Genomic DNA, 16,665 nt, shown 5'->3' on the forward strand with positions numbered 1-16,665 from the left:
CCTGGCCTGCGGGTTCTGCCGCCGAGGGGCAGAGCTCGCCCGGTCCGCGGCCGGTCTGGCCTGGCACGCCGGTTGCGCCATGCCGCAGCCGCGTCGCGCCCCGCAGCGTCCGCCCAGCCCGGAGAGCCCCATGTCCCTGTTCGGTTCCATGACCACCGCGATCAGCGGCCTGACGGCCCAGGCGCGCGCCCTCGGTCACATCTCGGACAACGTCGCCAACAGCCAGACCGTCGGCTTCAAGCGCACCGACACCAACTTCGTGTCCTTCCTGACCGACAGCACCCAGACGGTGCACCGGCCCGGATCGGTGGTGGCGCGGCCGGACTACACCAACACCCTCCAGGGCACGATCGAGCAGTCGGAGAATCCCCTTTCTCTCGCGATCGCCGGGCAGGGGTTCTTTTCCGTGGCGCTGCCCAACGGCACGTCCGGCGGCCAGGTGACCTTCGACGAACGGCAGTTCTTCACCCGGGGCGGCGACTTCCAGCTCGACACCGACGGCTATCTGGTCAACGGCGCCGGATACTACCTGCAGGGCTGGACGGCGGACGCGTCCGGCGAACCGGACCGCACCAGCCTGCAGCCGATCCGCGTGAGCGAACTGGTGTTCAACCCGATCGCGACGGCCAATATCGAACTCGCCGCGAACCTGCCGGCCTCCGGGACGGACCCGGTCTCCACGCCGATCAACGTCTATGACAGCCTCGGCGCGCTGCAGGACATGACGCTGACCTGGACGCCGACGGCGGCGAACACCTGGACGCTCGAGATCAGTGCTCCCGGCGCGGGCGGATCGCTCGGCACCATCGAGGTGCAGTTCGGCCAGGCGGCGACCCCGGCCGTGCCGGACGGCACGATCGGCGGCTTCGCCAACGCGACCGGCTCGCTGGCCGGCACGGCGTCGGCGCTGGGCGACCCGGCCAGCGTGACCTTCACCGCCGATTTCGGCCAGGGCAACCAGACCATCTCGCTCAACCTCGGCGCCTTCGGCGCCGCGCGGGGCCTCACGCAGTACGCGGGGGAGGAATACGAGCTGCGGAACCGGAGCCAGGACGGCGTGCCGCTCGGCGCCTATTCCTCCGTCACGGTGCGGGACAACGGCGACGTCGCCATCAACTACGACAACGGCGAGGCGCGCGTCATCGCGCGCGTGCCCATCACCACCTTCAACAACCCCGATGCGCTGCAGCGCCTCGATGGCCAGGCCTTCATGCGCACGCTGGAAAGCGGCGAGGCGCGGACCACCGACCCGGCCTCCAACGGCGCCGGGCGGCTCTCGGTCGGCTCGATCGAACGGTCGAACGTCGATATCGCCTCCGAATTCTCGAAGCTGATCGTCGCGCAGCGCGCCTATACGGCGAACACCAAGATCGTCACCGCCTCCGACGAGATGCTGCAGGACACCATCAACATGCGGCGCTGAGCCGCGGCCTGACGGAGCGCCGCCATGAGCCTCGACGCCGCGCTGATCACCGCGCGTTCCGCCCTTCTGCACACGCAGCGCGCCCTGGCCGCCTCGGCCAACGATGTCGCCAATGCCGATACGGTCGGTCACACCAAGAAGACCGTCGCCAGCCGGGCCGTGCAGGTGGACGGCGCGGGGATCGGCGTGCGCAGCCTGGCGCCGACCCGCGACGTCGACGAGGCGCTGGTGACGGAGCTCAATTCCCGTCGCGCCGCCGCCGCCGGCGCCGAGGTGCGGGAACGGCTGCTGCAGGCGATCGAGACCGCCCACGGCAATCCCGAGAACGGCGAGAGCCTCGGCGACCTGACCGCGGCCCTGCGCACCGGCTTCGAGGACCTGCGCGCCGACCCGGCCGAGGCCGGCCGCCAATCCAGCCTGCTGCTCGATGCCGAGGCGCTGGCGACGCGGCTCAACGAGGTCTCCTCGGCGATCGGCGATGCCCGGCAGGAGGCGCAGGACGGCATCGTGACCGAGGTCGCGCGCATCAATGCCTCGCTGCGCGAAATCGCCGCGCTGACGCAGCAGATCCGCGAGCAGACGGCGCTGACCGGCAGCGCCGCGGCGCTCGAGGACCAGCGCGACGCGGCCATCGCGACGCTGTCGGAATCGATCGAGGTGCGGGCGCTCAAGAGCGAGGACGGCAACCTCGTGCTGGTGGCGCGCAACGGCCTGGTGCTGCCGCTCGACGCCAAGGGCGACGCCTTCTCGACCGCCGACGCGACCATCGGCGCGTCGAGCTATCACGGCGCCGGGGGCACCATCCCCGGCATCATGCTCGGCGGCCAGGACGTGACGGAGAGCCTGGCCGGCGGGCGGCTTGCCGAATACGTGACGCTGCGCGACCAGACGCTGCCGCGCTACCAGGCCGAGGCGGATCTCGCCGCGGCGCAGCTCGCCGCGCGCTTCGAGGGGCAGGGGCTGCGCCTGTTCACCGATGCCTCGGGCAGCGTGCCCGATGTCACCCAGCCCTATTCCACCAGCGCGATGCTCGGCTTCGCCGGCAGCATCCGGGTGAACCCGGCGGTCAGCGCCGACCCCTCCCTGCTGCGCGACGGCACCCATGCCGTCGCGGGCAGCGCCGGCGGGCCCTCGGCCTTCACGCCGAACCCGTCGGGCGGGCCGAGCGGCTTCACCACGCTGCTCGACCGCGTCCTCGACTACACCTTCGGGGCGGAGGCGCAGGCGGGCGTCGCCTGGGACCCGATCCCGACCGGCGGGCTGGGGCCGGATGGGCTGCTCTCCTCCCCCTTCGGCGCGCCGGCGACGCTCGAAGGCTACGCCGCGCTGGTCACAGCGACGCAGACCGCCGACCGCGCGGCGGCGACCGCGGCGCGGACCGGCGCCGATGCGATGGTGCAGGGGCTGGAGGCGCGCTTCGCGCAGCGTTCCGGCGTGGACGTGGATACCGAGATGGCAGCGATGGTGGCGCTGCAGAACGCCTATGCGGCCAATGCGCGGGTGATGAGCACGGTGCAGGCGATGTGGGACGCGCTGCTCGGCGCGGTGAGGTGATGCGATGAGCGGAATCGGGTCGATCGGCCGCCTGGATGCCGGTGCCGCCGCCCTGCGCGCGCGGCTTGAGGTGCTGACGCGCCAGATGTCGGACGGGCGCAAGGGGCCGGGCTACGGCGACATCGCGCCGGAGGCCCGGCGCGCCATCGACCTGCGCGCCGACATGGCGCGGCGCGAGGCCTGGGAGGGCACGATCTCCCGCGCCCTGGCGCGGACCGAGGTGACGCAGAAGGCGCTCGGCCGCATGTCGGACATCGCGACGCAGTTCTACGAGGAAGCCATCCTCATCGACGGCACGAGCGAGGAGCGCATCTCCGCCGTGGCCGCGCAGGCGAAGGCGGCGCTCAGCGAATTCGCGAGCCTGCTCAACGAGCGCTACGCCGGCGAGTACCTCTTCGGCGGCAGCGACGGCGCCAACCCGCCGATCCCGGACCCGGAGAACATCGCCTCCTCCGGCTTCGCGACGGACATCGCGGCGGCGGTGGCGGGGCTCGGCGGCGGCAACGCGGCCGCGGTGGCGGCGGCGACGCTCGCCGCGGCATCCTCCGACGCCGCGGGCACGACGCCGTTCTCGGCCTTCCTTTCGGACCCCGCGCTGGGGCTGACGGAACCGCGCCGCAGCGTGCCGGCGGCGGAAGGCGAGCGGGTCGGCTACGGCGTCTTCGCCAACCGCAACGCGACGGCGACGAGCGAGGGCGAGACGACCGGATCCTGGGCGCGCGACATCCTGCGCGGGCTGGCGACGCTCGCGGCGATGGACCCGTCCCAGGCGGCGCTCGGCACCGATTTCACCGACCTGATCGCGACCGTGCGCGACGGGATGCGCAGCGCCATCGACGCGATCGGGGAGGAGCGCGGCGCGCTCGGCGTCACCGAACAGCGGCTGGAGACGACCGCCCAGCGGCATTCGGAGGTTTCGGTGGCGCTCGCCGGTCAGCTCGCCAGCATCGAGGAAGTGGACATGGCCGAGACGATCAGCCGGCTGCAGAACACGAAGACGCAGCTCGAGGCATCCTACAACGCGATCGCTCTGGTTTCCGGGCTGACGCTGACGCAGTTCCTGCGCTAGAGCAGATCCCGATCAGGTGGAATCACCTGATCGGGTAAAGATGCTCGCGAAAACAAGAGGCCGGAGCGGTTGCCGTGAGCCAAGGCGAACGGAAACCGCTCTAGCGGCTTGCCTGCCTGGTTCGCCGGATCTCCGGCGAACGAAGCGGAGCGGCAGGCCGCCGGAGGCACGGGCTGGCGGAGCGAGGGCGACGTCAGCGGGATGTCGGGATCGGGTCATCAGCGGGCGATGTGGACCGGGGGGGCCTCTGCCCCCTCGTGCTCCCCCGGCAGGGGACACGGTGCCCTGGACCCGCGGTGACTCGGGTGTCGGGGGCGAAAGGTCCTGTGGCCGACAGAGGGGGGCATCGCCGATGCCATGCATCGGCGACCCGGACCCCTTGCGCAGGGAGTTTGAAAGGGGCGGCGCGCCTCTCAACCCGGGCGTTCCGGATTCAGTGTCGGTTAACGCGCCGTCTGCATTCTGTGCTCGACACCGCAAGACGCGGCGCGCAACCCGGCCCGGGCGGCGGTCACCACCACCGGGCCACCGGATCCAGGGGAAGACCCCGATGTCGCTGAACTCCGTCAACACCAATATCGGCGCCCAGGTGGCGCTGCAATCGCTCAACCGCACCAACACCGACCTGAACACCACGCAGAAGCGGATCTCGACCGGCCTGCGCGTGAACGACGCCAAGGACGACGGCGCTGCCTTCGCCGTGGCGCAGTCGGTGCGTGCCGATGTCGCCGGCCTGACGGCGGCGAACGAACAGCTCGGCGGCGTGAAGGGCATCCTGGACACCGCGCTTTCGGGCCTGAACAAGGTCTCGGAGACGATGGTGAAGGTGCGCGAGACGCTGGTGCGCCTGGCGGACGACACGCTGAACGCCGATCAGCGCGCGCAGTACGAAGCGCAGTACGATGCGCTGCGCACGCAGATCACGAACTTCATCTCGGATGCGACCTACAATGGCCGCACGCTGCTCGCCACCGCCGCGCCGGGCGGCGACATCACCACCACGCGCAACGAGAGCGGCACGACCTACACCATCACCTCGGTGGATGGCGCGGGCACGCTGATCGTCGCCGCGGCGCCGACCGATGCCACCGCCGCGCAGGCCGCGCTGGCCGATGGCGGCGACTTCGACACGGTGCAGACGGCGATCAGCAACGCGCTGAACACCTTCGGCAGCGATGCGCGCTACATCGACAACCAGGTCGCCTACAACAAGGACAAGGCCGATGCGCTGGAAGCGGGCCTCGGCGCGCTGATCGACGCCGACCTCGCCAAGGAATCCGCCCGGCTGCAGTCGCTGCAGATCCGCCAGCAGCTCGGCACCCAGGCGCTCTCGATCGCGAACCAGGCCCCGCAGACCCTGCTGAGCCTGTTCCGCTGATCCCGGCGGTGGCGTCGGGCGCCCTGGCCCGGCGCCACCCCATCCACATTCGGCCGGGAGGACAGGATGTCCACGCTGGTGCTTGAACTTCGGCAAGGCGACCTGATGGTCGTCAACGGCGCGCCGATCCGCTTTCGCAACCGGGCGCGCATCGAGCTCACCGCCAAGGCGCGCTTCCTCTTTGGCAAGCAGCTGATGACGCCGGAGGGCGCGAACACGCCCTCCCGCCGCATCTACTTCGCGCTGCAGACTGCCTATATCGGCGACGAGGATGAGCGTGAGGCCGGCCTGACCGTCGCCCGCCGCCTGATCGCCGAGTTCCAGGCCGCTACCACCTCCACCCTCGCGCGGGATCTGCTCGACCGGGCGCTCGCCGCGGCCGAGGCCGATGAGTGCTACCAGGCGCTCAAGCTGGTGCGCCGCGTGATGCGGCATGAGGAGGTGGTGATGGGCGTGGCGCTGCCCGGCGCCGCAACCGCCGAGGATGAGGAGGCGCCATGACTCTCGCTGACATCGCCCGCGCCTATGGCGCGACCCGTGCCGCGCTCGACCCGCGCGAGCAGGAGGCGGATGTGTTCCGCCGCGTCACCGGCGGGCTGCGCGCCGCCAGCCAGCAGGAGGGTGCGGCACGTGTGCGCGCGGTCGCAGACAACCGGCGGCTTTGGCTGGCGGTAGAGTCCGCCCTGGCCGATCCCGCCAACCGGCTGCCGCCGACCGTGCGCGCGGGGCTGATCTCGCTTGGCCGCGCCGTGCAGCGGGAGATGGAACTGGGCGACCCGGACCTCGCCTTCCTGATCGAAGTGAACGACCAGGTGGCTGCCGGTCTCACTGGCCGCGGCTGACGCGCCGGCGCCTCACGCCTCCGCGGCGGGCGCGTCCTGCCGCGTGGGTGGGGGCGGCGCCTCGGTTTCGGGCATTGCCGCAGCATCGGCGCTTGTCTGCGGCCGCACGCCGACCGGCACCGGCGCATCCGTGACCACCGCTGCGCGATAGGCCGCGATCTGCCGGGGGGAAGGGATGGTGTTGGCCACGCCCCCTGCCGCGTCACGGAATTCGATGACCACCATGCCGAGGCTGCCATCGAGCCGCAGCCGCGGATTCGGCGTGGCAGGGGCCGGCACAGGCGCCGGCGGCGCGGCACCTGCATCGCGTTCACCCCCCGCAGCGCGCTGGGGCGCGCGGACGACTTCGGCGACCGGGCGTATCGGAAGCGCAATGTCGGCTGTCATGGTTGTGACTCCATCGTCATTCTCCGAGATGAAGATGAACGAAGGATTGACGTCGCGCGGCGCACTTTGACCGCTGCCTCGCGCGCGACGATTCTGCCCGCCTGCCCGTGTCCGATCCGCCGTCCTACGCTCCGCCGCCCGATGCCTATCTGCGCACGCTGCTGCTCGCGGTGCTGGCCGGCGGGTTGCTGAACACCATCGGCCTGCCGCTCGGCTGGATGGTCGGCGCCATGCTGTCCACCGCCTGGCTCGGCTGGCGCGGGGCCGCGGCGGTGCCGAAGTTCCTGCGCCCGGCGGGGCTCGTCGTGCTCGGTCTCGGGCTGGGGCAGGGCTTCACCGCGCCGGTGATGGCGGCGGTCGCGTCCTCCCTGCCGGCCATCCTGGCGGGCGGGGTGCTGTCCATCCTGGCGGGGCTGGCGGTGGCGCCGCTCTATGCCCGCATCGCCCGGTCGGATGCGCGCACTGCCTACTACGCTGCCATCCCGGGCGGCATCGTCACCATGGCGGTGCTGGCGCAGCGCGCGGGCGCGGCGGTCTCTGCGGTGACGGTGGCGCAGACCATCCGCATGGCGGTGGTGGTGCTGACCTTCCCGGCGCTGGTCGCGGTGATCGCCGTGGGCGGGCGGGATGCCGCCTTCTCCGCCGCGCTGCCGGGCTTCGCCTGGGGCGGGATGGCGCTGCTGCTGGCGTGCGGCGCGCTCGCGGCCCTGCTGGGCGCGTGGGCGGGGCTCGCCAATGCCGCCATGATCGCGCCCTGCCTGCTGGCGATGGGGCTGTCGGGCAGCGGGCTGCTGCCGTCCTCCATCCCGCGCTGGATGGTGGATGCGGCGCAGCTGGCGATGGGGGCGAGCCTCGGGCTGCGTCTCACGCCGCAGAGTCTCGGCGGCGGGCCGCGGCGGCTGGCGGCGGCGGGGCTGGCGTCCGCGCTGGCCGTGGGCGTGTTGCTGGCGCTGCTCGGGCTTGGCCTCGGCTGGCTGTCCGGCCTGCCGCCGGTCGCGGTGGTGCTCGGCATGGCGCCGGGCGGCATGCCGGAGATGGCGGTCACGGCGAAGGCGCTCGACCTCGCCGTGCCGCTGGTGCTCGGCTTCCACCTGGTGCGCACGGTGCTGTGCAACCTGCTGGTCGGCCCGATCTGGAGGCTCGCCCTCGCGCTCGGCCTGGTCCGCCGCCCACCGCCCGAAGACCACGGCGGATAGGCGGCCGCGGTGCTATTCGTCGTAGGCGACGAGGGATTCGAAGGGCACGTCGATCCGGTTCCTGCCGCCGAGAAAGGTCAGCTCGATCAGGGCGGCCGCGCAGGGCACCACCGCCCCCGCCTGGCGCAGCAGGCTGATGCCCGCGGCCATGGTGCCGCCGGTGGCGAGCAGGTCGTCCAGCAGGATCACCCTCTGGCCCTTCTGCACGGCGTCGGCCTGCATCTCGATGCGGTCGGTGCCGTATTCCAGCGCGTAGTTCAGCCCGATGGTCAGCCCCGGCAGCTTGCGCGGCTTGCGCAGCATGATGAAGCCGAGGCCGAGTTCGAGCGCGAGCGGCGCGGCGACGAGGAAGCCGCGGCTCTCGATGCCGGCGAGCAGGTCGGGCTTGTGCGGCCGGATCGCGCGGGCGAGCCGGGCCATGGCGGCCCGCCAGGCCGGTCCGTGCCGCAGCAGGGTGGAGATGTCGTAGAAGAGGATGCCCGGCTTCGGGAAATCCGGAATGCCGCGGATATGGGCCTTGATGTCGATGCTGTCGGTCGTCACGGGATCGCTGCCGGTCCTGATGGAGGGGGGCGCCGCCGCAGGGGCCGCGGCGACGGGCCGGCGCTTCGCTAGCCTTCCTGCGCGCAAAGTAGAAGTGCGGCGATCCGCCTGTCGATGCCGCCGATCGGGACTTGGCGGATGGCGGCGGACGCGTCAGATGCGGGGCATGTCCCGCACCTCCATCGCCCTGATCGCCGGTCTCCTCGGATTCCTGCTCTACGTCGCCGGCGTGCTGGTGGTCGCGGACCATGTGCGCGGCCTGCACTGGGCGCTGGAACTCGCCTTCTTCGCCGTGGCCGGCGTTGCCTGGGTGTGGCCCGCCAAGCGGCTCATCGTCTGGGCGGTGCGCTGACCGCCCGGGCCGGCCATCGCCCCTGGCGAGGCCGGAGGCGCCCTCAGCGCCGCGGACGCGTGCCGGTGACGATGGCCGGGTCGCCGGCGGTGATCACCTCGATCTGCGTGCCCTGCCGCTGCCAGGCGAACAGGCAGTTCGCTGCGCCCGTCCCGGCACAGGCCACCATTTCCGGCCGCCCCGCGCAGCGCGCATCGCCACGCCCGCAGCGGTCGGCGTCCGGTACCAGGAGTGGGGACCACCCCTCGCGCAGCAGCGATTCGCGCGCCTGGGCGTAGGGCGTGCCTGGCGCGACGGCAGGCTGGGCCGATGCCGGGCCGGCGAGGAGGAGGCCGACGAGGAGGATGTGCGGGCGGACCATGCCGGCAGGCTAGCCGCGCACCGCGCGCACGCGAAGCGGGCAAAAGAAAAGCCCTTGGTTTCCCAAGGGCTTAACTCTCGCGGCGCGGCCGGGAACTGGTCGGAGTGAGAGGATTCGAACCTCCGGCCCCTGCGTCCCGAACACAGTGCTCTACCAGGCTGAGCTACACTCCGTCGCCAGGTCCGCGCTGCGGAGGCGGCGGTATAGCGGCAGGTCCCCGAGGCCGCAAGACGGGGTGCCGCGAGACTTTGTCACGCGCCATTGCCTCGCGGGAATGGCAGCGTCACCGTAGCCGCGCGTGTCGTGCGGCGCGCTATCCTTGCTGGGGAGAATGCCATGAGGTCTTGGGCGTTGGTTGCAGGGTTCGGGCTGCTCGCGCTGGGCGCCGGCGTCGCCCTGGCGCAACAGTCGCCGTCGGATCTCAGCGCCGAGCGTCGCGGCCTGATGCGGCAGCAGGTGCAGGCGGTACGGGCGATCGCGCCGGTGGTGCAGGGCGGCGGCGATCCCCGCACCGTCCAGCCGCAGGCCGAGGCCGTGCTGGCGACCGCCCGCCGCAAGCTGACGATGTTCCCGCCCGGCAGCGACCGTGACGACGACCGCGCGCGTCCCGAGATCTGGACCGATCGGGCGACCTTCGATCGTGACGGCCAGGCCCTGGTCGATGGCGCGACCGCCCTCGTCGCCGCCTCCGCCGCCGGCGACCGTGCCGCCTTCGCTGCCGCCTTCCAGGCGGCCACCAATGCCTGCAACGCGTGCCACGATCGCTTCCGGCTGCCCCAGCGGCCCTGACGCCGCGCGGTTCAGAACAGGGCGAGCCGCCACAGCGCCACGGCCATCGCGGCCGCGGCGCCCAGCAGCAGCGCGGCGAGGACGCGGTTGCCCATCCGCGGCGGCGTCCGCGCCGCCGCGGAGTCGGCCGGAAACTGCGCGCTGCCCGTGACCATCGCGCCGACGAGCCGCCGGCCGAAGGCGATGCGATAGGTCGCGACCGCCGCGACATGCAGGGCGACCGCGATCAGCAGGAGGTCGAAGATGCGCGCGTGCCAGCCGGAGACGCGCTGGCTCGCGTCGTAGCCGATCCAATCGGCGAAGGGACCGCGGTAGAGTTCGGCATCGTCGGCGAACAGCCCGGTCACGCCCTGTGCCAGCAGCAGCGCCAGCAGCAGCACGACCATCCAGCCGCCCGCCGGGTTGTGGCCGGGCCTCGCCTCGTCCTCGCCGCGCAGCAGCGCCGCGGCATGGTGCAGCACCGCGCGCGGCCCGGCGAGGAAGCGGGCGAAGCGCGCCGTCTCCGAACCCAGGAAGCCCCAGGCGATCCGAAACAGGACCAGCGCCAGCGCGAGACAGCCGGAGAGCATGTGCCACTCGATCCGCCGCAGCTTCGCGGTGGCGTAGGAAACGGCGACCAGCAGGACGATCGACCAATGGAAAAGCCGCACCCAGCCGTCCCAGACCTTCACCCGCACGGTCCTGCCCGCCATGCATCCGCTCCTTCGTCGTGCCGAGCCTGCCATGGCGCTCGCCCTGGCGCGATGCCTCGGGCAGCCTGACCGGCATGGGACTCGACACGGTGCCGATGGTGGCGGTGAGCGGCATCATCGCCGCGCTGGCCGCAGTGATCTGGGCGGGTGGCGGGCGGCTGCTCGGCTGGCCGCGGCTCGCCGGGGCGGCGGGGGGATTCGGGCTGCTCGTCGGGCTGATGGCCCTGTTCGGCGTCATCAACGCTTCCCCCCGGCAATTGGTGGAACGGCTGCCGGCGCTTGCCCTGGTCGGCCTGGTGGCGGGGCTGCTGGCGGATGGCGGCCGGGCGCGGCAGGTGGCGGGTAGCCTTCTGGGCCTGCTGGCAGGTGCCTGGTGGATGGCCGGCGCGCCGATGCACCCCGACAGCCTGCTGCGGGCGGCGCCGGTGGCGCTCGGGCTGTTCGCCGCCATGGCTCTGGCGCTGCGCGGTGGGGCAACCACCGCTCCGATGGCGATGGCCTGGCTCGCGCTGGCGGCGGGCGTGGCTGCGGCCAGGGCAGGCGGGCCCTACCTCCCCGGCGCACTTGTCGGCCTGGGCGCCATCCTGGGGGCGGCGCTGACCGGGGCAGGGCAGGGGATGACGGCGCGGCTGCCGCTGGCGCTCACCCTTGCCGGCATCGCCGCGGTGCCGGTGCTGGCGCGGGCGGCGCCGGCGGATGTCGCGGCCGCCGCCGCGCCGGCCCTGGCCCTGCTGGCCGGGCCGGTGGTCGGGCGGCGCCTGCCGGTGCGGCTCGGGGCGTGGCTCGGCCCGGCGCTGGCGGCGGTGCCGGCGATCGGGCTGGCGCTGCTGCTCCGGCGATGAGCCGTGCCGGGGTGATTTCTTTGTGCACAGGTGCTTCCGTTAGGGCGTAACCTTTTGACGGATTCGGGAACCGGCGATGCAACGTGCCGCGATGATCGGCCTTGGCGGGATCGTGGTGATCCCGGCCCTTGTGCTGGCCTATCTCGGCCGGCCGCAGGCGCCCCGGCCGGCTGCACCGGGGGCCGCCCCGCCTGCCGCGGTGAGCGCCCCGCTGGCTGCCGCCTCCGTCCCCATGGCCTCAAGGCCGGCGGCTGCACCGGCCGCCTCCGCCTCGGCCCCGACCGCGGCGGCTTCCGGACCGGCTCCGACGCAGGTCGTGGCGCCGGCCGCCGCCAGCCGCGCCCCGAGCTTCGACGTCGTGCGGGTCGGGGCCGGCGGCTCGGCGGTGATCGCCGGCCGCGCCGCGCCAGGGGCCGAGGTGTCGCTGCTGCTCGACGGCCAGCGCGAGATCGGCCGCACCCGCGCCGATGGACGCGGCGAATGGGTCATCCTGCCCGCGCCGATCGCCCCCGGTGCGTGGGAACTCTCGTTGCGCGCCCGCCTGGGGACCGAGGCTTCGCCCGGTGCCGAGACGGTCGTGGTGATCGTGCCCGAACCTGTCCGTCGCGCCGCGCCCGCGGAGGCGCCCGTGGCCGTGCTGCTGCCCTCCGCCGCGCCGCCGCGCCTGTTGCAGGCCCCGTCGGCAGAGGCCGCGCCCGGCCTCGCGATCGGTTCGGTCGAGCAGCAGGCGGACGGCGATGTCCGTATCGCCGGCGCGGCGCCGGCCGGCGCTGCGCTGCGGGTGCATCTCGGTGACCGCCATGTCGCGGACACCACCGCGGATGCCGAGGGGCGCTGGCAGGTCGCCACGTCCGGCGGCGGGCAGGGAACGTTGCGGGTGGACCGCATCGGCGAAGGCGGGCTGGTCGCGGCGCGGGCGGAAGTGCCCTTCACCCCGGTCGCGGCCGCGCCCGACGGCCTGGGCGCGCGTCGCGTTGTGGTGGAGCGGGGGACCAATCTCTGGCGCATCGCCCGCGCCACCTACGGGCAGGGGCCGCGCTACACCGTCATCTACCAGGCCAATCGCGGGCAGATCCGCGATCCGGGGCGGATCTTCCCCGGTCAGGTCCTGGACGTGCCGGGCGGCCAGGCAACGCCTGCCGCCTCCAGCGAATCGAGATAGGGATCGAGCGCCAGCACGAAGCGCACCAGCGAGGCGACCAGCGCCGTCGCATTGGCCGGGGCGGCGAGCGGCGCCGAGGCTTCCAGACGCAGCCTGTGGTCGGGCAGCAACCGGGCGCGCCAGCCGCTGGGCAGGTGCGCGGGCAGGCGGGCGACGGCCGCGAAGGCGCGGCGGCGGTCGGCACCGGGTTCGGCGGTGGAGGGGATGCGCGCCGCGTCGGCGGCGAGTCGCAGCCCATCCGCGGCGACCTCCGCCCGGCAGGCGCGGCCGCGCCAGGCGAAGCGCAGCGCCGGGGCCGGATCCGCGGCGAGCGGCGCGAGGGCGCCGTCGGGCGTGACGGCGAAGGGGCCGAGGGCAATCGTTTCCATGCCGCCAGGGTTGCCCGGGACTGGTGAACACACCATAACCGCGCCCGATATGGCCCTCGGACACAGCCTTCGTATGGTGCTCGCCCCGCCGCATCCGGCGGGGCGGCCCTTCCTCATCGGCGGGGGCGCGGCGGCGCTGCTCGGCCTGATCCTGCTCGGCAACTGGCTGTTCTGGCTGGCGGTGATCTTCGTCGGCTTCTGCCTGTATTTCTTCCGCGACCCGGAACGCGTGCCGCCTTCCCGCCCCGGCCTCGTGCTCGCCCCGGCGGACGGGCATGTCGTCTCGATCATGCCGGCGGTGCCGCCCGCCGAGCTCGGCCTCGGCGAGGCGCCGCGCTGGCGGGTGGCGATCTTCCTGTCGGTGCTCGACGTGCATGTGAACCGCATGCCGGCCGAGGGCACGGTCACCCGCATCGCCTACCGGCACGGCAAGTTCCTTTCCGCCAACCTCGACAAGGCGAGCGAAGAGAACGAGCGCAACGCCATCGCGCTCAGCCTGCCGGACGGGCGCGACCTCGCGGTGGTGCAGATCGCGGGGCTGGTGGCGCGGCGCATCCTCTGCGACGCCAAGGTCGGGGATTCCGTGCAGGCGGGCGACCGATACGGCATCATCCGCTTCGGCAGCCGCACCGACGTCTACCTGCCGCCGGGCGTGCAGCCGCTGGTGAGCGAGGGCCAGACCATGATCGGCGGCGAGACCGTGATCGCCGAGCTCGGTCCGCGGTGACCGAGGACCGCCCCGGGCCGGGCCGCCCGCGCGGGGATGAAGGCCGCGTGCGCCGCCTGCGCACGCGCTTCCGTCCACGCACCCGGCCACGCTTCGAGGGGCAGTCCTTCAACCGGCTGATCCCCAACCTGCTGACCATGCTCGGCCTGTGCTGCGGGCTGGTCGCCATCCGCTTCGCCTTCGAGGGCCGCTTCGAGCAGGCCGCCGTGCTGATCGTCGTCGCCGGGGTGATCGACGGGCTGGACGGGCGGCTCGCCCGGCTGCTCAAGGCGACGTCGCGCTTCGGGGCGGAGTTCGACAGCCTGTCGGACTTCCTGTGCTTCGGCGTGGCGCCGGCGATGATCCTGTACTTCTGGACCATGCAGGACTGGCGGGCCCTGGGCTTCGCGCCCTGCCTGCTGTTCGCGGTGTGCATGGCGCTGCGGCTCGCGCGGTTCAACGCCGCGCTCGATGTCGGGACCACGGTGAAGCCGGCCTACACCTACAATTTCTTCACCGGCGTGCCGGCGCCGGCGGGGGCGGGCTGCGTGCTGTTCCCGCTCTTCCTCGGCCTGTGGTTCACGCAGGCGGGCTGGCCGATCCTGGCCTCGGCGATCCGCCACCCGGCCTTCGTCGGTATCATCCTTCTGCTGGTGGCGGGGCTGTCCATCAGCACCCTGCCGACCTGGTCCTTCAAGAACTTCAAGGTGCCGCGCCACGTGGTGCTGCCGCTGCTGGTCGGCACCGGGCTGTTCGCCGCGCTGCTGCTGGCCGAGCCCTGGGCGGCGCTGGCCATGGCGGGGGTCGGCTACCTCGGCATGCTGCCCTTCTCCGTGCGTTCCTACCTGCGGCTGAAGCGGGAGGCGGAGAGCATGTTGGAACCCCTGGTGGTGGCGGAGGGTCCGCGCTCCGGCGCGGCGTGATCCGGCGCACGGCCCTGTGATGCGCGGTCTTGGTCCATTCACGGCCCAATGCCAGTCTTCTCCCGGGCCCGTGGCGCGCCGTCGCGCCCGTAGCCGATCGGGAGGGATGCATGGTGCCGCGGCAGGGTGTGCTTCGCGCGCCGCCGCGGCCATGACACCGCGCGGTGTCGTCACGCTCGGCCTGGAGGGGCGGGAGGTGCGGATCTCCTGCGGGCCCTTCGACGCGATGCCGCAGGGCGCGCGGGGGCTGTGCCTGGAGGCTCGCGCGGCGCGCGTGGCGGAGGCCGAGTGGCGGCTCGATGTGCCCGATTTCGGCGTGCCGGACCCGGAGGCGCTGCGTTCCGTGCTGGCGGGGATGCTGGCGGCGATGCGGGCGCGACCGGAGGATGCCTACCATATCGGCTGCCGGGCGGGGCTGGGTCGCACGGGGATGGCACTGGCCTGCCTCGGCGCTATGGCCGGCATCGACGATCCCGTTCGCTGGGTGCGCGGGACTTATGACCCCGCGGCCATCGAGACATCGCAGCAGGAGGCATTCGTGATCGGCTTCGCCGATGCGGTCCGGCCGGAGGCCAGCCGGCAGGTGGTGCGCGACTGACAGGAACTGAGAGATGGCGCGCCTGCGTCATCTTCGCGCTGGATGCGCAGTAAGGTCGGGGGGAGGGGAACCTCCCCCATCCCCCCTCCCTTCCTTGTCCTTTGGAGACTGTCCTTGGAGGTCAGTTCCCAAGTGCCAAAGAAGGCTGGGGGGGGGGGGGGAAGTCCTCTTCCTTCCGTCTTCTCCTATTTCCGCCGCGCCGCGACGATCACCCCGTCATTCTCCAGCGCCGCGATCTCCGCTTCCGTGAAGCCGCGCCCGAGCAGCACGTCCCGCCCATGCTGATTGAAGCGCGGCGGCGCGGAGCGTGCTCCGCCTGGCGTGCGGGACAGCTTGATCGGCGTGTTCAGCGCGCGGAACTCGCCGATCTGCGCCACCATGTCGCGGAAGGCGGTGTGTTCGGCGGCCATCGCCTCATCCACATGCAGCACCGGCCCGGCGGGCAGGCCGGCGGCGAGCATCCGGCGCGTCAGCTCGTGGCCGTCCTCGCTGGCGAAGCGGGCGTTCAGCACCTCGGTCAGCGCGTCGCGGTTGACCACGCGCTGGCCGTTGGTCGCGAAGCGCTCGTCCTTCGCCAGTTCGGGGATGCCGAGGAACTCGCAGAACTTGCGGAAGGCCGGGTCGTTCCCGGCGGCGACGAAGATCTCGCAGGTCTTCGTCGTGAACTTGGAATAGGGCGCGAGGTTCGGGTGCGGGTTTCCCGTCGCCATGGGCCGCTTGCCCGAGAGGAAGAAGTTGGCGGCATGCGGATGCAGCAGCGCCATGCCGCAATCGTGCAGCGTCATGTCGCAATACTGGCCGCGGCCGGATTTCTCGCGCTCGTGCAGCGCCATCAGGATGGCGATGGTGCTGAACAGGCCGGTCGCGATGTCCACGATCGGGTTGCCGAGGCGGGTCGGGCCGGAGGTCTCGGTGCCGTTGATGGACATCAGCCCGACCATCGCCTGCAGCACGGCATCATAGCCGGGGAAGCCGCCGAGCGGGCCCTCGCCGCCGAAGCCGGAGACGCGGCAATGGATCAGGCGCGGGAACTTCTTCGACAGCACCTGTTCATAGCCGAGGCCCCACTTCTCCATCGAACCGGGCTTGAAGTTCTCGACCAGCACGTCGGCGCCTTCGAGCAGGCGCATCAGCACCTCGCGCCCCGCCGGCTTGGACAGGTCGAGCCCGACCGACCGCTTGTTGCGGTTCACGCCGACGAAGTAGGAGGCATCGCCATCCGCGTTGAAGGGCGGGCCCCAGTCGCGGACCTCGTCGCCCTGCGGGGGTTCCAGCTTGATCACCTCGGCGCCGTGGTCGGACAGCACCATGGTGCAGTAAGGGCCGCCGAGCACGCGCGTCAGGTCCACCACGCGCAGGCCCGCGAGCGCGCCGGGCGAGAGCTTCGCCCCGGTTTCGATCGCCGCGTTGTCGTCCATTGCCTGCCTCTCCCGAATAGCGGCCGGAAGATGCGTCAGCGTCGCGCGTTTGTCGAACGGTG

Annotated in this window: 20 protein-coding genes and 1 tRNA gene; 14 read left to right on the plus strand and 7 right to left on the minus strand. The window is 72.5% G+C overall.

Annotated features, from left to right (window positions below; genetic code table 11):
* The first annotated feature begins 130 nt into the window (after positions 1-130).
* The 6 genes from flgE to GXW74_RS22080 all read left to right on the plus strand — a co-directional run bounded on the left by flgE (position 131) and on the right by GXW74_RS22080 (position 6,266).
* A complete protein-coding gene (gene flgE, locus GXW74_RS22055; RefSeq protein WP_211848756.1) occupies positions 131-1,423 on the plus strand; it encodes a flagellar hook protein FlgE in 1,293 nt (430 codons plus the stop codon).
* Positions 1,424-1,447: 24 nt separating this feature from the next.
* Positions 1,448-2,977: a flagellar hook-associated protein FlgK gene (locus GXW74_RS22060; RefSeq protein ID WP_211848757.1), complete on the plus strand. Its 1,530-nt coding sequence runs from the start codon at positions 1,448-1,450 to the stop codon at positions 2,975-2,977.
* Between the two features lie 4 nt (positions 2,978-2,981).
* Positions 2,982-4,046 (plus strand): flagellin, encoded by a 1,065-nt coding sequence (locus tag GXW74_RS22065; RefSeq protein ID WP_211848758.1) that lies wholly within the window; start codon positions 2,982-2,984, stop codon positions 4,044-4,046.
* 550 nt (positions 4,047-4,596) lie between these two features.
* Positions 4,597-5,424: a flagellin gene (locus tag GXW74_RS22070; RefSeq protein WP_211848759.1), complete on the plus strand. Its 828-nt coding sequence runs from the start codon at positions 4,597-4,599 to the stop codon at positions 5,422-5,424.
* Positions 5,425-5,490: 66 nt separating this feature from the next.
* Positions 5,491-5,925 (plus strand): flagellar biosynthesis repressor FlbT, encoded by a 435-nt coding sequence (locus tag GXW74_RS22075; protein ID WP_211848760.1) that lies wholly within the window; start codon positions 5,491-5,493, stop codon positions 5,923-5,925.
* Positions 5,922-6,266 carry a flagellar biosynthesis regulator FlaF gene (locus GXW74_RS22080; protein ID WP_211848761.1) on the plus strand — a complete coding sequence of 115 codons (345 nt, stop codon included), beginning with the start codon at positions 5,922-5,924 and terminating at the stop codon, positions 6,264-6,266. The genes GXW74_RS22075 and GXW74_RS22080 overlap by 4 nt, the downstream gene beginning before the upstream one ends.
* Before the next feature lie 12 nt (positions 6,267-6,278).
* Here the strand turns inward: GXW74_RS22080 and GXW74_RS22085 are convergent, their stop codons facing one another.
* On the minus strand, positions 6,279-6,653 hold the full coding sequence (locus GXW74_RS22085) for a hypothetical protein (protein ID WP_211848762.1): 375 nt from the start codon (positions 6,651-6,653) through the stop codon (positions 6,279-6,281).
* 107 nt (positions 6,654-6,760) lie between these two features.
* Here GXW74_RS22085 and GXW74_RS22090 point away from each other — a divergent pair, with 107 nt between their 5' ends.
* Entirely contained in the window at positions 6,761-7,849 is a 1,089-nt protein-coding gene (locus tag GXW74_RS22090; RefSeq protein WP_211848763.1) for an AbrB family transcriptional regulator, read from the plus strand.
* 12 nt (positions 7,850-7,861) lie between these two features.
* On the opposite strand, the gene GXW74_RS22095 is transcribed toward GXW74_RS22090, so the two are convergent.
* A complete protein-coding gene (locus tag GXW74_RS22095; protein ID WP_211848805.1) occupies positions 7,862-8,377 on the minus strand; it encodes an adenine phosphoribosyltransferase in 516 nt (171 codons plus the stop codon).
* A gap of 181 nt (positions 8,378-8,558) precedes the next feature.
* Between GXW74_RS22095 and GXW74_RS22100 the strand changes: the two genes are divergently transcribed.
* On the plus strand, positions 8,559-8,744 hold the full coding sequence (locus tag GXW74_RS22100) for a DUF2842 domain-containing protein (protein WP_211848764.1): 186 nt from the start codon (positions 8,559-8,561) through the stop codon (positions 8,742-8,744).
* Between the two features lie 43 nt (positions 8,745-8,787).
* On the opposite strand, the gene GXW74_RS22105 is transcribed toward GXW74_RS22100, so the two are convergent.
* Both GXW74_RS22105 and GXW74_RS22110 read right to left on the minus strand, forming a co-directional pair.
* The gene (locus GXW74_RS22105) at positions 8,788-9,105 is read right to left on the minus strand and encodes a hypothetical protein (protein WP_211848765.1); all 318 of its coding nucleotides are present in this window, start codon (positions 9,103-9,105) and stop codon (positions 8,788-8,790) included.
* Between the two features lie 96 nt (positions 9,106-9,201).
* A tRNA-Pro gene (locus tag GXW74_RS22110) sits at positions 9,202-9,278 on the minus strand.
* Between the two features lie 163 nt (positions 9,279-9,441).
* Here GXW74_RS22110 and GXW74_RS22115 point away from each other — a divergent pair.
* Positions 9,442-9,894, plus strand: a complete 453-nt coding sequence (locus tag GXW74_RS22115) for a c-type cytochrome (RefSeq protein ID WP_211848766.1) — start codon at positions 9,442-9,444, stop codon at positions 9,892-9,894.
* Between the two features lie 11 nt (positions 9,895-9,905).
* Here the strand turns inward: GXW74_RS22115 and GXW74_RS22120 are convergent, their stop codons facing one another.
* Positions 9,906-10,586: a cytochrome b/b6 domain-containing protein gene (locus tag GXW74_RS22120; protein ID WP_211848767.1), complete on the minus strand. Its 681-nt coding sequence runs from the start codon at positions 10,584-10,586 to the stop codon at positions 9,906-9,908.
* A gap of 17 nt (positions 10,587-10,603) precedes the next feature.
* Here GXW74_RS22120 and GXW74_RS28465 point away from each other — a divergent pair, with 17 nt between their 5' ends.
* Entirely contained in the window at positions 10,604-11,428 is an 825-nt protein-coding gene (locus tag GXW74_RS28465; protein WP_211848768.1) for a hypothetical protein, read from the plus strand.
* 76 nt (positions 11,429-11,504) lie between these two features.
* Positions 11,505-12,590, plus strand: coding sequence for a LysM peptidoglycan-binding domain-containing protein (locus GXW74_RS22130; protein ID WP_211848769.1), 1,086 nt, complete (start codon positions 11,505-11,507; stop codon positions 12,588-12,590).
* Here GXW74_RS22130 and GXW74_RS22135 read toward each other — a convergent pair.
* Positions 12,530-12,958 (minus strand): hypothetical protein, encoded by a 429-nt coding sequence (locus tag GXW74_RS22135; RefSeq protein ID WP_211848770.1) that lies wholly within the window; start codon positions 12,956-12,958, stop codon positions 12,530-12,532. The two genes, GXW74_RS22130 and GXW74_RS22135, sit on opposite strands and share 61 nt — an antisense overlap.
* A 49-nt stretch (positions 12,959-13,007) precedes the next feature.
* On the opposite strand from GXW74_RS22135, the gene GXW74_RS22140 reads away from it, so the two are divergent.
* The 3 genes from GXW74_RS22140 to GXW74_RS22150 all read left to right on the plus strand — a co-directional run bounded on the left by GXW74_RS22140 (position 13,008) and on the right by GXW74_RS22150 (position 15,185).
* A complete protein-coding gene (locus GXW74_RS22140; RefSeq protein WP_211848771.1) occupies positions 13,008-13,685 on the plus strand; it encodes a phosphatidylserine decarboxylase in 678 nt (225 codons plus the stop codon).
* Entirely contained in the window at positions 13,682-14,587 is a 906-nt protein-coding gene (gene pssA / locus GXW74_RS22145) for a CDP-diacylglycerol--serine O-phosphatidyltransferase (RefSeq protein WP_408903888.1), read from the plus strand. The genes GXW74_RS22140 and pssA overlap by 4 nt, the downstream gene beginning before the upstream one ends.
* Positions 14,588-14,738: 151 nt before the next feature.
* Positions 14,739-15,185 (plus strand): protein-tyrosine phosphatase family protein, encoded by a 447-nt coding sequence (locus tag GXW74_RS22150; RefSeq protein ID WP_211848772.1) that lies wholly within the window; start codon positions 14,739-14,741, stop codon positions 15,183-15,185.
* 185 nt (positions 15,186-15,370) lie between these two features.
* Here the strand turns inward: GXW74_RS22150 and GXW74_RS22155 are convergent, their stop codons facing one another.
* On the minus strand, positions 15,371-16,603 hold the full coding sequence (locus GXW74_RS22155; protein ID WP_211848773.1) for a CaiB/BaiF CoA transferase family protein: 1,233 nt from the start codon (positions 16,601-16,603) through the stop codon (positions 15,371-15,373).
* Positions 16,604-16,665 lie beyond the last annotated feature (62 nt).

It is taken from the genome of Neoroseomonas eburnea (assembly GCF_018129005.1).
GTDB classification, from domain to species: Bacteria; Pseudomonadota; Alphaproteobacteria; order Acetobacterales; family Acetobacteraceae; genus Neoroseomonas; species Neoroseomonas eburnea.

Bases quoted from the DNA above. Each gene is read 5' to 3' on its own strand.
- GXW74_RS22075 (WP_211848760.1), top strand. From the start codon at position 5,491: ATGTCCACGCTGGTGCTTGAACTTCGGCAAGGCGACCTGATGGTCGTC.
- GXW74_RS22105 (WP_211848765.1), bottom strand. From the start codon at position 9,105: ATGGTCCGCCCGCACATCCTCCTCGTCGGCCTCCTCCTCGCCGGCCCG.
- flgE (WP_211848756.1), top strand. From the start codon at position 131: ATGTCCCTGTTCGGTTCCATGACCACCGCGATCAGCGGCCTGACGGCC.
- GXW74_RS22100 (WP_211848764.1), top strand. From the start codon at position 8,559: ATGTCCCGCACCTCCATCGCCCTGATCGCCGGTCTCCTCGGATTCCTG.
- GXW74_RS22065 (WP_211848758.1), top strand. From the start codon at position 2,982: ATGAGCGGAATCGGGTCGATCGGCCGCCTGGATGCCGGTGCCGCCGCC.
- GXW74_RS22135 (WP_211848770.1), bottom strand. From the start codon at position 12,958: ATGGAAACGATTGCCCTCGGCCCCTTCGCCGTCACGCCCGACGGCGCC.
- GXW74_RS22085 (WP_211848762.1), bottom strand. From the start codon at position 6,653: ATGACAGCCGACATTGCGCTTCCGATACGCCCGGTCGCCGAAGTCGTC.
- GXW74_RS22130 (WP_211848769.1), top strand. From the start codon at position 11,505: ATGCAACGTGCCGCGATGATCGGCCTTGGCGGGATCGTGGTGATCCCG.
- GXW74_RS22060 (WP_211848757.1), top strand. From the start codon at position 1,448: ATGAGCCTCGACGCCGCGCTGATCACCGCGCGTTCCGCCCTTCTGCAC.
- GXW74_RS22115 (WP_211848766.1), top strand. From the start codon at position 9,442: ATGAGGTCTTGGGCGTTGGTTGCAGGGTTCGGGCTGCTCGCGCTGGGC.
- GXW74_RS22155 (WP_211848773.1), bottom strand. From the start codon at position 16,603: ATGGACGACAACGCGGCGATCGAAACCGGGGCGAAGCTCTCGCCCGGC.
- GXW74_RS22120 (WP_211848767.1), bottom strand. From the start codon at position 10,586: ATGGCGGGCAGGACCGTGCGGGTGAAGGTCTGGGACGGCTGGGTGCGG.
- GXW74_RS22140 (WP_211848771.1), top strand. From the start codon at position 13,008: ATGGCCCTCGGACACAGCCTTCGTATGGTGCTCGCCCCGCCGCATCCG.
- GXW74_RS22080 (WP_211848761.1), top strand. From the start codon at position 5,922: ATGACTCTCGCTGACATCGCCCGCGCCTATGGCGCGACCCGTGCCGCG.
- GXW74_RS22070 (WP_211848759.1), top strand. From the start codon at position 4,597: ATGTCGCTGAACTCCGTCAACACCAATATCGGCGCCCAGGTGGCGCTG.
- GXW74_RS22150 (WP_211848772.1), top strand. From the start codon at position 14,739: ATGACACCGCGCGGTGTCGTCACGCTCGGCCTGGAGGGGCGGGAGGTG.